The following is a 12,656-nucleotide window of genomic DNA, read 5'->3' as shown; positions in this document are numbered from 1 at the left end:
TAGGCATGAAAGATATAGATAAAATATTAGAAAGATATTTCGACGGAGAATCTACTCTCGAAGAAGAGCAGATACTTCGAAATTATTTTGGTCAGCCTGAAATTGAAGAACGCCATAAAATATATGCCCCAATATTCCAATTCTTCATTACAGAGTTATCTAAAAACTCAGAATCTGACACAAAAGAAACTATTGGAAAAAAGAAAAAATTCAACATAAAGCCTTGGATAAGCATTGCTGCCAGTATAGCTATCATAGTTGGTCTTTTTATGATTTTCACTCTTCGGATCGATAACAGCGCCAATAAGTCAATTGTATATATCAATGGAAATAAGACAACCGACATAGATATTATAAACGATGAAGCTCTAAACTCCATTAAAAATGTCACTGATATGGATGAATCTATAGTTGAATCACAAATCGATATTTTGGATCTTTTCACAGAATAAAATACGACCTATGAAATATAAGTTATTAATACTATTATGTATCTCTCAAGTATTTAGCATATCAGTTTTTGCACAAGATCATTTGAGGATAAAAGATATATTCGACAAATACGGAAAACGCGAGGGATCTATACTCGTACAACTTTCGACTGATGTGCTTTCACCCAAAAGTAATATCTCTTTCTATAAAAGCCTTATTATTAACTATAGCCCTATCGTAGAATCGGAGATTACGACCGCAGTAAAAGCGGATATTGACAATAAACTCATTATATCAGAGGCTAAAAAGAATGGAAAGATAGAATCCGGTTCATATTTTCTAGGAAAGAACAAATCTAAAGAAGAAAATGAATTCATCCTATATAGAATAAAAGATGGTAAGATCACCCTCGTTTTCTTAAGAGGAGATTTCTCTTCTAAGAAACTAGATCATGAACTGAAGAAACTAAAGGATTTATTTATATACATAAACAATAAACGTTTAAAATTACAATAGCACTATGAAAAGAATAATAACTCTACCCTTATCAATTCTATGCTTTTTATCAATTTATGCTGAAGAGATCATACTACCTCAGGATACAATTATAAAAACAACCTCTACCATCATAACAACAGATTCGATAACCGGGCATACTGTCACTACAATTACGGAAACTGAGAAAATAGTAGAATCGAAAAATGACACAGAATCAAGTAGCATTTTGTATAACGGTTCTTCCTATAATATCAATTTCTTTTGGGGGAGTAAGAAAGGTAAGAAAAATTTAAGTCCAAGCTGGACTGGAGTCGGTATGGGTTTTATGAATTATAATAGTGACGATAGCCCACTCAGTACTCTAAAAATGAGTACTTCTCATAATTTCACGTTCAATCTATTCACTGTCGACAAGCAACTAGGGAACCATTGGCTACTATTAAGCGGACTAGGAACAGAATGGTCTCGCTATCATTTCGATACGAATGCTGCATTAACAAAAAAGGATGGAATAGCCTTTTTTGAGCCCGCTCCCCAAGGCATAACTTATAAGTCAACCAAGCTTCTCTCCTATTACTTGACAGTACCTCTACTGCTAGAGTATCAAACTGGAAACTTTCATATATCAGGAGGCGCTGTAGCTTTCTTTAAGTTCTATTCCAAGTCACAGGTCAAATATTATATAGAAGATGAAAAACATGTAGAAGACAAAGGTAAAGATCTGAATATGCGTCCAATTGATTTACGATTAAGAATGCAAGTTGGCTTCAACGGATTTGCTGTTTATGGCTATTATTCTCCATTCTCACTCTTTAAGACCAATAAGGGACCTGAACTAAATACTTACACAATAGGTCTAATGATAGGGATTTAATTATACACAAAATACATCTCTGAAAGAAAGCACCTGTGAAAATTACTCTTCACAGGTGCTCTCATAATATAAAGAGGTCACTAAACTTATCTTATATCAATTTCTTTTCCTTGGTAAAAATCAAGAATTTTTGATCTGAATATATAATCGTATTTTGCTTGTATCTGATCCGACTTGCTGGTCAGTAGCTTTGTCTGAGCCTCATTGTACTCAAACACAGTCGATTTCCCGACTTCATAGCGTTCTCTTGCATACTTAAAGGCTTCATCCGCTGCTTCTAAGGATTTTTCAGTAGAAATAAATTTTGCCTGAGCAGATGTTGCACTCTGATAAGCTTGTTGAATTTCTTTGTAAAGAGCTAATCGGATATTATCTAAAGCTAATGTTTGGTTCTCAATATTCAGTTTCGCTGCCCTTACTTGATTACGCACTCTAAAACGATTAAAAATAGGGATACTCAGACTTATCCCAATAGCTTTACGAGAGTTGTTTTTTAGCTGATCAGAAACACTTGCATTCACTACTTCGTCATTATAGATATGGTTAAATCCATTACTGTATGACAATCCTAATCCTACTGTTGGCCAATATTCTGACTGTGCCACTTTTAGATTCTTTTTACTGCTTTCCAAATTATATTCTGCTTCCTTGATATGCGGTTTGATACCCAGCGCTACCTGATATACATGATCAGGAGGTAACAGACTCGACATATTAGCACCTATAACATCTTCACTGATTACAGGCTCCTCAATATCAAAACTATCAGATTTAGGTAGATTTAGTGCTTGCGACAGATTCAACAAAGACAAAGCAAGATCATTCTCAGCCATTGTAACATTCAAGTCATCACGTGCTTGTTGTGCTTTCATATCAAACAGTTGAGACTTTGCTACTTTATCTGCATTCACAAGCGCTTCTGTACGTTCTACTTGTTGCGCCGAAAGAGTAGCTTGTTCCTGATAAGCTTTTAATATTTCTTTTTTGAACAAAATATCCAAAAACAAAGACACAACCTGCAACTCTAGATTCTCTTTTGCTTTGTTCAATCCCTCTGTTGCAGCCAGTAAGTTAAACTCACTTGCCTTAATCTGATTTGGAATACGAAAACCTGTGAAAATTGGGATAGAAGACGATATAGAGAAATTGGTACCCGACGCATTATTCGATGTATATGTATTCGTCTTATAATCCAAACTTTGTCCAAAATTGAAAGACTGATTTGCATTTGCATTCAGGTCTGGCAAACGGCTATTCTTATTCGTGCTAAGTTCTATCTCTGCGTTTTGTACATTCAGAGATTGTTGTTTCAGATCAATATTATTTTCTATCGCATAGTCAACACATTGTCTTAACGACCATCTTTCCTGAGCTTGCATGCAGGTAGAACCAACAGCTATAGCAAACAATATTATATATTTCTTCATATACTCTCAATTTAATTTAGTTGATGTTCTGCTGTCATCACCTTTGGTTTATCAGCTACAACATTACCTCGAACTTTATCACTGCTACTTAATCCGGATTTCACTTCCACTTTGATTCCGTCAGACAATCCTATTTTTATATTTTTCTTATCAAACTGCTGTTTATGGTTTGTCGTATCTTTTAGCACATATACATAAGCCGAATCGTTACTGAAAGAAATTGTACTTTCTGGTATTGTCAATACATTTTCTGCTTTGGCTAATACTATTTCAGCATTTGCACTATATCCTGCACGCACTGTTACTGTATCAGGAATTACAGCAGCTGCCTTTATTTCGAAAAGGATTGCCCCATTTTCTTCTACTCCTTTTGGTGAAATATATTCTAATATCGCATCAAATTTCTTATTCTCAATTGCTCCTATTGACAGTTTTATAGGCATACCTGTATGCACACGTCCTACTTCAGTTTCGTCAATTTTTCCGATAAAAATCATATCATTCATATTGGCTACCGTAGCGATAGTTGTTCCATCGTTGAAAGTATTCGCTTGAATAACAGAGTTACCCGCTTTTACAGGAACGTCAAGAATCATACCTGTTATAGTAGAACGAATCTGAGTATTACTATATTGAGCTGTTTTTTTAGAAATACCCGTTTTTACAATATCCAGATTGTCTTTCGAATTCTCTAATTCTTCCTGAGCTTTCTTATAATCAGCTTCTGACTTATCCATTTCTTCTTTAGCGATAATTCCTTTTCCATAGAGTTCTTTCTGACGCTCATATTCAGCTTTTATCTGATTTAAGTTAATCTGAGCTATGCTAACTCTCGATTCTGCCGAGTTTAATTGAGAAACATCCGGAACGACTTTTACAGTAGCAATAATATCTCCAACCTTAACAAAGTCACCAGCTTCTTTAAGTACCTCTGATACAATCCCCGATATTTGAGGTTTGATTAAAATCTCGTCGCGAGGAGATACAGAGCCTGTAGCAACTGAAGTATTTTCTACATTTCCGGTTTGAGGAGATACAACTTCATAAATAATCTCTTTGGGCTGCGATTTTTTCCAAAGGAAAAAAAATGTACCTAGAACAATAAATCCCAGGATAAGAAGCAGAGCAATTTTGAGAACCTTTTTCATATGCTTATTTTATTTTATAATTTCCTATTTTAACTAAAAAGTAACAAAAGTGACAAATTCTGAACTGTTCCTACTACCCGTTACCTTTCTATTATTTTCATTTAATATCAATCTATTATAGATAATTTTATTCTTCTCTGATGGCATCTATGGCTTTAATCTTCAATGCCCGCATTGCAGGCATCAATCCGGCCAAAATACCCGATACGGTTAATATACCAAGGGCAATCATTCCTGTAGAGAAAGACATAAAAGGAGGTATCACAACATTTCCACCTGCTCCCATCATCATCGTTATCACCTTACCGATTATTTCCAACAGTCCTACTCCGATCAACAATCCCGACATGCCGGCAATCGCGGTCAACACAAAGCTTTCGCTCATTATCTGAATCATTATAGAAATCGGCTTTGCACCTATGGCACGACGAACCCCGATCTCTCTTGTTCGTTCACGCACAGTAACAAGCATAATATTACTGATACCTATAATACCTGATAATAAAGCACCAATACCGACTACCCATATTAGTATATCTATTCCTTTAAACAGATTCTCAAACATCATAAATTGCTTCTCAACATTGAAACTACCCATTGCCTTCTCATCTGTTGGAGCTATATCATGCGCTTCTTTCACGATAGCCTTCACCTCTTGCTCTACCATCGAAGCCGGGTATCCGGGCTTAGCTGTACAAGCCATAAAATATATATTTTGTCCCTGATTGAAAGTCCGTTGAGTTGTGGAGAAAGGTAAGAAAATAGACTCCTCCACATTACCTCCTATAGAAATCTTTGATTTAGGACGAATAACACCTATGACCTGAAAATAAATACCATTTACCCTTATAAACTGTCCATCAGCCACCTCTCCTGGTTGAAAAAGAGTTTCATAAACTTCTTTACCTATAACACAAACTTTACGACTCTGATCAATATCCAATTCATTAAACAAACGCCCCGAAAGGATGTGCATTCCTTCTATTTTGAAATGGTCTGGGTAAATACCTCTTACTCCATACGATCCTGATTTTTGTCCTCGCACAACATTTCTGTCTCCTCCACCAATAAACAATACGGGAGACATATATTCTACCGACTGTGCTTTTTGTCTGATTAGCTTTACATCTCTCACATTCATACTCCACCAACGACCTTTACGATAACCTTTGTAAGCCTCGCTAGTTCGTTCTGTAAAGAAGAAACAAGAATTGGAAGCAAAACCTTCGAAGTTTTGAGAAATACTACCCTGCAAAGAATTACCTATCCCTATCAAAAGAACAAGCATGAATATGCCCCAGAATACCCCGAAGCCGGTTAAAAAGCTTCGTAGTTTATTGCGGGTTATTGTTACCCATATTTCTTGCCAACTATCTAAATTAAACATCTTTCGTTTTTATTATTCGTTTCTCATTGCCTCAATTGGCTTAATACGGGTAGCTTTTAATGCAGGAATCAATCCGGCTACAACTCCGGCAATAACTAGAATAAAAGTAGCCAATGCTACGACCCCCAGATCTACAGTCGGATCTTTAAATATAGTAGGATTGTCCATAGCAGCCTTCGTTGGCCCGGCATCCAATGATCTACTAAAAATTTCAGTTGCGACAACACCTATCAACAATCCAATATATCCGGCAGCTGTTGTTATAAGGATCGATTCAAAGATTATTAATCTCAGCACCGAAGCCGGAGTTGCACCTATAGCCTTACGAATTCCTATTTCTCTGGTTCGTTCTTTTACCGTGATGAGCATAATATTTCCAACCCCTACAATTCCAGCCATAAGAGATAGTATCCCTACTCCCATAAGAAACAGATTAATGAAATTGAAGATAAAGTTTGTCTCTGCTACTTCTTCTGCTGTATTACGGATATAAAGAGCCGATCGGTCTGAAGGATCAAACTTATGTAATTGAGACATTTGCCTTCTTACCTTATCGATAAAAACTTTATTTTCATTAATATCCGTTATACCTTTAACCGTAAATTCAATTTGACGAAATCCCCATCCCTTATTATATAGCATTTGTGCCGTAGTAAACGGAATATAAGCCGGAGGCGTATTCATAAACATATCCGAATCATCATAAACCCCAATCACCTGATAGGCGATTCCATTCGCTATTACATATTTACCTAAAGGGTCTTCTTTTTTAAACAAAAGTCGTTGCATTTCTGGACTAATCACAACAACTTTTCGTCTGTTATCAACATCCAGCTTATTAAGAAAACGTCCATTTCCAGCTAAGACTTTAATATTATTAATATGAGCTGCATCTTGTGATACTCCCTCCAAGCGCCATGCTCCATATTCTTCACCATATGAGATCGTTACACTTTGAGAAACCCGTACCGATACATACTCGACCTCTGGAATTCTATTCCTTATCAAATCATAATCTTTATGATCGAATCGTATGTTTCTATTTGAAGGTAATCCCTGATAAGGCATCGAAGTCCATCCCGGCCATAATGTCACTGAATTTTGAGCCCTATTTCTGAAGTTAGAGGTAACTCCGTTCTTTAGTCCATTACCGGCTGCCAGTAATACGATCAGCATGAGAATACCCCATGCTACGGCAAATCCGGTCAAGGCTGTCCGAAGCTTGTTTCTTTTTATTGTAGAGAATATTTCCCGTAAGGAGTCAAAATCAAACATATTATGTATCGAATTACATTACTATAACCGGATTTTCATTCACTTGAATAGATCCAATTATCCCGTCTTTGATATGGATAACTTTATTTGTAGCATCGGCAACAGCCTGCTCGTGCGTAACTATAATCATAGTTATACCATCATCTGCATTTATCTGTCGCAAGAGTTCCATCACTTCTCGTGAAGTTTTACTATCAAGTGCTCCGGTGGGTTCATCAGCCAAAATGATTTGAGGTTGAGAAATCAACGCTCTGGCAATCGCTACACGTTGCTTTTGCCCTCCCGAAAGTTCACTTGGCATGTGATCGGCATGACTTGCCAGCCCCATTTTATCAAGATACTCCATAGCCATTATGTTTCTCTTTTTTCGGCTAACTCCTTTATAATATAGGGGCAGAGCTACATTTTCCAATGCATTTTTAAATGAGATCAGGTTGAAAGATTGAAAGATAAAGCCAATCTTTTCATTTCTCAATTCTGCAGCTTTAGTCTCACTTTGATTTTTAATAAAAACATTGTCAAGATAATATTCCCCAGTATCATAACTGTCTAGAATACCCAGAATATTCAACAATGTAGATTTTCCTGAACCGGATGCCCCCATAATAGAGACTAACTCTCCTCTATCTATATCCAGATTGATACCTTTCAATACATGCAATGGAGCTCCGTTGAAGTAGGTTTTATTTAAGTTTTTTATTCTTATCACTCTCTTTTTATATTAATGGGTTTATCTATAATATGTCTTATACCAAACGACCAATATTACATACTTTTATTATATGTCGTAAAAAATCAGAAAATGTTACACCTTTTTTCGATTTTAACATTTATTTCATCTTTTACTTTTAGAAAGGCTGTTGATTGTTTACATTAGCTAAAGGTAAGAAAATTATATATACCAAATAAAAAAGGTCACAGCTTCTTAAGCAATGACCTTTAGATTATATATTTTCCTGTTTTTATTTCTTTTTACCCTCAATCCAATCTACAATTTTAGCACAGAATGGATCTTGGCGAGGAGAAACCGAATCAATAAGTTTTCCTTCTTCATCAATCATAAATTTCTGAAAGTTCCATTGCACTTCAGCATCCATTTTTCCGTTTTCCGTTTTTTCCGTCAGCCACTTATATATAGGAGCTTTATTTTCTCCGACCACATCTATTTTTGACATCATAGGGAAAGTTACATCATAAGTAAGTCTACAGAATGTTTTTATTTCTTCATTTGTTCCCGGTTCCTGACCATTAAAATTGTTTGCAGGAAACCCTATAACAACAAAGTTCTTATCCTTATATGTTTCATACAATTGTTGAAGCTTTTCATACTGTGGAGTAAGACCACATTTGGAAGCTACATTTACTATCAACACTTTTTTACCTCTCAATGAAGACATTTTGAATATATCACCATTAATATCTTTCACTTTAAAATCGTATAGGCTTTTGTCCTCCTTGATCATTGATATACAAATAAGACTGAAGAATAAAGCTAGGGCAATTCGCTTCATAATAGTTCATTTTGGTCAGCACTGTGTTCATTTCTCTTAGATTAAAACAAACTTAACAATTTTTTGTTTATAAACACAATAAAATATATCAAAAGCATACTCTTGCGATCTCTTACCAAAAGCTTATATTTGTAATCTTTAAACAAAACACAATGGATTTAAGCATAGAAATCTTCTCCTTTATACTTCTATTAGGGGCTATTTTTGCAGGCTTGATAGGCTCGCTTACCGGACTGGGAGGTGGCGTTATCGTTATTCCTCTTCTCACTTTAGGCTTTGGTATTGACATGCGTTATGCTATTGGAGCCGCTTTGGTTACTTCTATTGCTACATCGTCGGGTGCAGCAGCAGCTTATATCAAAGAAGGAATTACGAATGTTCGCATAGGAATGTTTCTTGAAATAGCTACAACTACAGGAGCCGTTATTGGGGCAATTGTAGCCATGTACTTAGACAAGATGTATATTGCTATCATATTCGGGATAGTTCTCATTTTCTCTGCTGTAAGGTCAGTATATAAAAAGGACGAAAACATAGATTACTCTTTGCCCGGAGATAAACTAGGTGAAAGACTTAAACTGAATGGCTCTTACCCCACTAAAGAGGGTAAAATTGAGCAATACAATGTGCATAATGTTGCAGGAGGATACTCTTTAATGACATTAGCCGGAGTCTTATCCGGTCTTTTAGGTATTGGCTCCGGAGCTTTAAAAGTATTAGCAATGGATACAACTATGAGAATACCATTCAAAGTTTCTACTACAACAAGTAACTTTATGGTTGGAGTAACAGCGGCGGCTAGTGCTGTTGTATATTTGCAACGCGGTTACATCGACCCGGGACTGGCTATGCCTATAGTTGTAGGCGTTCTTATCGGGGCGTTTTTTGGCTCTAAGATTTTACCCAAAACGAATGTAAAAAAACTCCGTCTACTATTTAGCGTTGTTATTTTCTTCTTAGCTATTTCTATGATGTACAATGGCATAACCGGTAAACTATAAGAGCATGAGAATATTTACAAAAGAATTTTGGTCGGAACGTGACGTTGAACTATTGATCGGAAAACTTCTCCGTTATGGGGTAATGTTAGCATGCGGAATTACTTTGTTTGGAGGAATTATCTATCTTTTCCAAAATCATGGAGCTACGATTGAACATTATAAACCAATTCCTGACGAGCTGCCGTTTCCTGGGGCAGAGCAATATTTACGAGAATTATCAACCATGCTGCCTCGCGTATTATCGTTTGACGGTGCTGCAATTATACAACTGGGAGTTTGCGTACTCATAGCAACTCCAATTATACGTGTTGCTTTTTCAGCTGTAGCTTTCCTTATAGAGAAAGACTATCTATATGTAGTTATCACACTCATTGTTTTAGCTATTATTATAGCAAATATGCTCTTAGGTTTACATTAGAAATAAATTAAATCGTTATGAAAACTATATTACTCCCTTTGATTCTGCTTATCACCTTAGGTACTTCTGCTCAGTCGGCTAAAGAAATAGGGTTAAATACCATAAACAGAAAAAGTGCCGAAGTTCATATTGAATTTCTGGCGAGTGATGCCCTCGAAGGAAGAGAAGCTGGTAAAAATGGCAGCAAGATAGCATCTGAATATATTAAGGCAATGCTGCAAGAGATAGGGATAAAACCATTAAACAATTCTTATTTCCAAGAATTTGAAGCTTATAGCAAGGAAAGGCAAAAAAGAGTCCGATTTTCAGTTCACCCCGACTCTATTGCAAAATACAAAAAAGAGGCTGCACACCGAAAGCTTGAAATGCGTAATGTATTGGGTTATATCGAAGGTGAAAACAAAGATGAATTTGCAATTATCGGAGCCCATTTCGACCACTTGGGAATAGACGAAGCCTTAGTTAATGATAAAATATATAACGGAGCTGATGATAATGCTTCCGGCGTATCCGCCGTCTTGCAAATAGCAAAAGCGTTTGTCAAAAGTGGAAAAAAACCTAAACGCTCCATTATCTTCGCTTTTTGGGATGGTGAAGAATTGGGCTTGCTAGGCTCTGAGTTTTTCATGCTTAACTTTCCTAACTCATCACAAATAAAGAGTTACCTCAATTTTGACATGATAGGAAGAAACAATGATGAATCAAAGCCGAATCATGTTGTCTATTTTTATACCGAAGCCAATAAAGCTTTTGGAGAGTGGTTAAAAAACGATATCAAAAAGTATAATCTAGATTTAGCACCTGATTACCGTCCATGGGATAAACCTATAGGAGGAAGTGATAATAGTTCTTTTGCAAAGAGAGAAGTTCCTATCATTTGGTATCATACCGATGGACATCCCGACTACCACCAACCGAGCGATCACGCAGATAAAATAAATTGGTCAAAACTTGTCAATATTACTAAAGCTGCGTACCTTAACCTCTGGAATATGGCTAATATTGATGATTACTAAGAAGAATAGTTAATCCTCAAACCGACAAAAAGTAACAACTTAATAGAACTACCATGAATAAGAAAGCACTTATAGTCACCTTCATACTATTTATATCTACTACATGTACCTTTTCTCAAAACTCAGTTGACAAGGGATTAGATTCCATTACTAAAGAAAAAGCGATGGAATATATAGGTATCCTAGCTCACGATAGTTTGCAAGGACGCGAAGCCGGAAAAGAAGGCGGATTGAAAGCGGCAAATTACTTAAAATCAGAACTGGAAAACATAGGGATTAAACCATGGAGAGGAAAATATTTTCAACCTTTCTCGGGTTCCAGATACGGAGGTACTAGCAATAAAAACCCTAATATGCAAAACATACTAGGATATATACAAGGCAAAAAATCTGATGAAATTGTAATTATTGGAGCACATTACGATCATGTAGGAATACGTCCGAACAATACGAATGATAGTATATACAATGGAGCTGATGACAATGCATCGGGGACTTCAGCTGTGCTGCAAGTAGCGAAAGCTTTTGTTGAGTCGGGAGAAAAACCTGAGCGCACTATTATTTTTGCGTTATGGGATGGAGAAGAAAAAGGACTGTTAGGTTCTTTCTTTTTCGTGGAAGATCATTTCTCTTATATACCTATCCCTATGATAGATGCAATCCCGATAAAAGGATATATCAACCTGGATATGATAGGGCGAAACAAAAACGAAGATGCAACAACGCATGTTATAGCCTATACGACAAAAAACAGACCAATCTTAAATGAATGGATAAAAGGGGATATAGAAACATATAATCTGGATTTAACACCTGATTTCCAACCGTCGGATCAATTACCAGGAGGTAGTGACCATATGCCTTTCGATCAAAAAGGTGTGCCTTTTATTTTCTATTTCACCGATATGCACCCTGACTATCATAAAGCAAGTGACCATGCTGACAAAATAAATTATGATAAGGTTACTGCTATATCTAAAATTGCCTTCCTCAATCTTTGGAAGATGGCAAACGAAGCTGAGTATTAAATAACAATATTCAATAAAAGACTGATTATTAATAATCAGTCTTTTTTATGCTATAAAGAAAATCAATACACTTAACACAATTAAGAAAACACCTATAATTAATATTTCATAAACAATAGATTGTACACCTTTTTTGATTACAGACCCTTTAGGTTTATCTGGATTACAAAAAACTATGATTTCTTCTCCCGCTCCATAACTTTGTGCTAATTTCTTAATTTTATCAGAAAATGATATGCCGATGAAATCTCCATAAAAAAACCTCTTGGAGTCATAAACAACGTTCTCATATTTATAGGTATATAATACTTTTATGCGATACAAATAACTTCCAGGCTCATCTTTATTCACCTTAAACTTATACAGCTTTATTTCTTTTATTTTTGCTGATATTGGGGTCCATTTAAGAGTTTCATTTGAATAAAGATAGAGTAATAAAGAGCCTATAATAAAGCCCAGTCCTAAAAGAGCACAAAAATAAATAGCGAATAAAGAGTCATCCATATATTCATAAATTTTATTTTAAACTAGTCAAACTATAAAAAGAAAGGTTGTAATAAGATATATAATATTCAATAATCGGTGAACTTATAACACGACTTTGAATATAGCTGTTTTTCGTGGAATAAATTATAAAAAAA

At 35.7% G+C, this 12,656-nt stretch carries 14 protein-coding genes; 7 read left to right on the top strand and 7 right to left on the bottom strand.

The genetic code is table 11. The features are described from left to right. The first annotated feature begins 5 nt into the window (after nt 1-5). The 3 genes from DHU68_RS12240 to DHU68_RS12230 are packed head-to-tail and all read left to right on the top strand — an operon-like array spanning nt 6 to nt 1,804. Nucleotides 6-452, top strand: coding sequence for a hypothetical protein (locus tag DHU68_RS12240; RefSeq protein WP_108823288.1), 447 nt, complete (start codon nt 6-8; stop codon nt 450-452). 10 nt (nt 453-462) lie between these two features. Next, entirely contained in the window at nt 463-948 is a 486-nt protein-coding gene (locus DHU68_RS12235) for a hypothetical protein (protein WP_108823287.1), read from the top strand. A 4-nt stretch (nt 949-952) separates the two neighbouring features. Then, nucleotides 953-1,804 carry an outer membrane beta-barrel protein gene (locus DHU68_RS12230; RefSeq protein WP_108823286.1) on the top strand — a complete coding sequence of 284 codons (852 nt, stop codon included), beginning with the start codon at nt 953-955 and terminating at the stop codon, nt 1,802-1,804. 86 nt (nt 1,805-1,890) lie between these two features. Here the strand turns inward: DHU68_RS12230 and DHU68_RS12225 are convergent, their stop codons facing one another. The 6 genes from DHU68_RS12225 to DHU68_RS12200 form a co-directional block, all read right to left on the bottom strand. Further along, nucleotides 1,891-3,231: a TolC family protein gene (locus DHU68_RS12225; RefSeq protein WP_108823285.1), complete on the bottom strand. Its 1,341-nt coding sequence runs from the start codon at nt 3,229-3,231 to the stop codon at nt 1,891-1,893. An 11-nt stretch (nt 3,232-3,242) separates the two neighbouring features. Then, on the bottom strand, nt 3,243-4,379 hold the full coding sequence (locus tag DHU68_RS12220) for an efflux RND transporter periplasmic adaptor subunit (protein WP_108823284.1): 1,137 nt from the start codon (nt 4,377-4,379) through the stop codon (nt 3,243-3,245). Nucleotides 4,380-4,506: 127 nt separating this feature from the next. Next, nucleotides 4,507-5,766, bottom strand: coding sequence for an ABC transporter permease (locus tag DHU68_RS12215; protein ID WP_108823283.1), 1,260 nt, complete (start codon nt 5,764-5,766; stop codon nt 4,507-4,509). Nucleotides 5,767-5,778: 12 nt separating this feature from the next. Beyond that, nucleotides 5,779-7,041 carry an ABC transporter permease gene (locus tag DHU68_RS12210; protein ID WP_108823282.1) on the bottom strand — a complete coding sequence of 421 codons (1,263 nt, stop codon included), beginning with the start codon at nt 7,039-7,041 and terminating at the stop codon, nt 5,779-5,781. 13 nt (nt 7,042-7,054) lie between these two features. Then, nucleotides 7,055-7,750, bottom strand: coding sequence for an ABC transporter ATP-binding protein (locus tag DHU68_RS12205; protein ID WP_108823281.1), 696 nt, complete (start codon nt 7,748-7,750; stop codon nt 7,055-7,057). Between the two features lie 253 nt (nt 7,751-8,003). After that, nucleotides 8,004-8,552 (bottom strand): glutathione peroxidase, encoded by a 549-nt coding sequence (locus DHU68_RS12200; protein ID WP_108823280.1) that lies wholly within the window; start codon nt 8,550-8,552, stop codon nt 8,004-8,006. A 152-nt stretch (nt 8,553-8,704) separates the two neighbouring features. Here DHU68_RS12200 and DHU68_RS12195 point away from each other — a divergent pair, with 152 nt between their 5' ends. Genes DHU68_RS12195 through DHU68_RS12180 form a run of 4 tightly spaced genes read left to right on the top strand, consistent with a single transcriptional unit; the run spans nt 8,705 to nt 12,015 of the window. Then, entirely contained in the window at nt 8,705-9,553 is an 849-nt protein-coding gene (locus DHU68_RS12195) for a sulfite exporter TauE/SafE family protein (protein ID WP_108823279.1), read from the top strand. A 4-nt stretch (nt 9,554-9,557) separates the two neighbouring features. Beyond that, nucleotides 9,558-9,971, top strand: coding sequence for a DUF1634 domain-containing protein (locus DHU68_RS12190; protein WP_108823278.1), 414 nt, complete (start codon nt 9,558-9,560; stop codon nt 9,969-9,971). A 17-nt stretch (nt 9,972-9,988) separates the two neighbouring features. Then, on the top strand, nt 9,989-10,987 hold the full coding sequence (locus DHU68_RS12185) for a M20/M25/M40 family metallo-hydrolase (protein ID WP_108823277.1): 999 nt from the start codon (nt 9,989-9,991) through the stop codon (nt 10,985-10,987). A gap of 53 nt (nt 10,988-11,040) precedes the next feature. Next, nucleotides 11,041-12,015, top strand: a complete 975-nt coding sequence (locus DHU68_RS12180; protein WP_108823276.1) for a M28 family metallopeptidase — start codon at nt 11,041-11,043, stop codon at nt 12,013-12,015. Nucleotides 12,016-12,060: 45 nt separating this feature from the next. Here DHU68_RS12180 and DHU68_RS12175 read toward each other — a convergent pair whose 3' ends face one another. Beyond that, the gene (locus tag DHU68_RS12175) at nt 12,061-12,519 is read right to left on the bottom strand and encodes a DUF3592 domain-containing protein (RefSeq protein ID WP_108823275.1); all 459 of its coding nucleotides are present in this window, start codon (nt 12,517-12,519) and stop codon (nt 12,061-12,063) included. Nucleotides 12,520-12,656 lie beyond the last annotated feature (137 nt).

This window comes from Dysgonomonas sp. Marseille-P4361 (assembly GCF_900343125.1).
In the GTDB taxonomy this organism is placed as follows: Bacteria; Bacteroidota; Bacteroidia; order Bacteroidales; family Dysgonomonadaceae; genus Dysgonomonas.
Note: the sequence above shows the minus strand (reverse complement) of the source record. Positions and strands in the feature narration are given on the sequence as shown.

Excerpts from the sequence above, each read along its gene's own strand:
- DHU68_RS12200 (WP_108823280.1), bottom strand. The coding sequence starts at position 8,552 with ATGAAGCGAATTGCCCTAGCTTTATTCTTCAGTCTTATTTGTATATCA.
- DHU68_RS12215 (WP_108823283.1), bottom strand. The coding sequence starts at position 5,766 with ATGTTTAATTTAGATAGTTGGCAAGAAATATGGGTAACAATAACCCGC.
- DHU68_RS12190 (WP_108823278.1), top strand. The coding sequence starts at position 9,558 with ATGAGAATATTTACAAAAGAATTTTGGTCGGAACGTGACGTTGAACTA.
- DHU68_RS12230 (WP_108823286.1), top strand. The coding sequence starts at position 953 with ATGAAAAGAATAATAACTCTACCCTTATCAATTCTATGCTTTTTATCA.
- DHU68_RS12195 (WP_108823279.1), top strand. The coding sequence starts at position 8,705 with ATGGATTTAAGCATAGAAATCTTCTCCTTTATACTTCTATTAGGGGCT.
- DHU68_RS12220 (WP_108823284.1), bottom strand. The coding sequence starts at position 4,379 with ATGAAAAAGGTTCTCAAAATTGCTCTGCTTCTTATCCTGGGATTTATT.
- DHU68_RS12225 (WP_108823285.1), bottom strand. The coding sequence starts at position 3,231 with ATGAAGAAATATATAATATTGTTTGCTATAGCTGTTGGTTCTACCTGC.
- DHU68_RS12185 (WP_108823277.1), top strand. The coding sequence starts at position 9,989 with ATGAAAACTATATTACTCCCTTTGATTCTGCTTATCACCTTAGGTACT.
- DHU68_RS12240 (WP_108823288.1), top strand. The coding sequence starts at position 6 with ATGAAAGATATAGATAAAATATTAGAAAGATATTTCGACGGAGAATCT.
- DHU68_RS12180 (WP_108823276.1), top strand. The coding sequence starts at position 11,041 with ATGAATAAGAAAGCACTTATAGTCACCTTCATACTATTTATATCTACT.
- DHU68_RS12175 (WP_108823275.1), bottom strand. The coding sequence starts at position 12,519 with ATGGATGACTCTTTATTCGCTATTTATTTTTGTGCTCTTTTAGGACTG.
- DHU68_RS12210 (WP_108823282.1), bottom strand. The coding sequence starts at position 7,041 with ATGTTTGATTTTGACTCCTTACGGGAAATATTCTCTACAATAAAAAGA.
- DHU68_RS12235 (WP_108823287.1), top strand. The coding sequence starts at position 463 with ATGAAATATAAGTTATTAATACTATTATGTATCTCTCAAGTATTTAGC.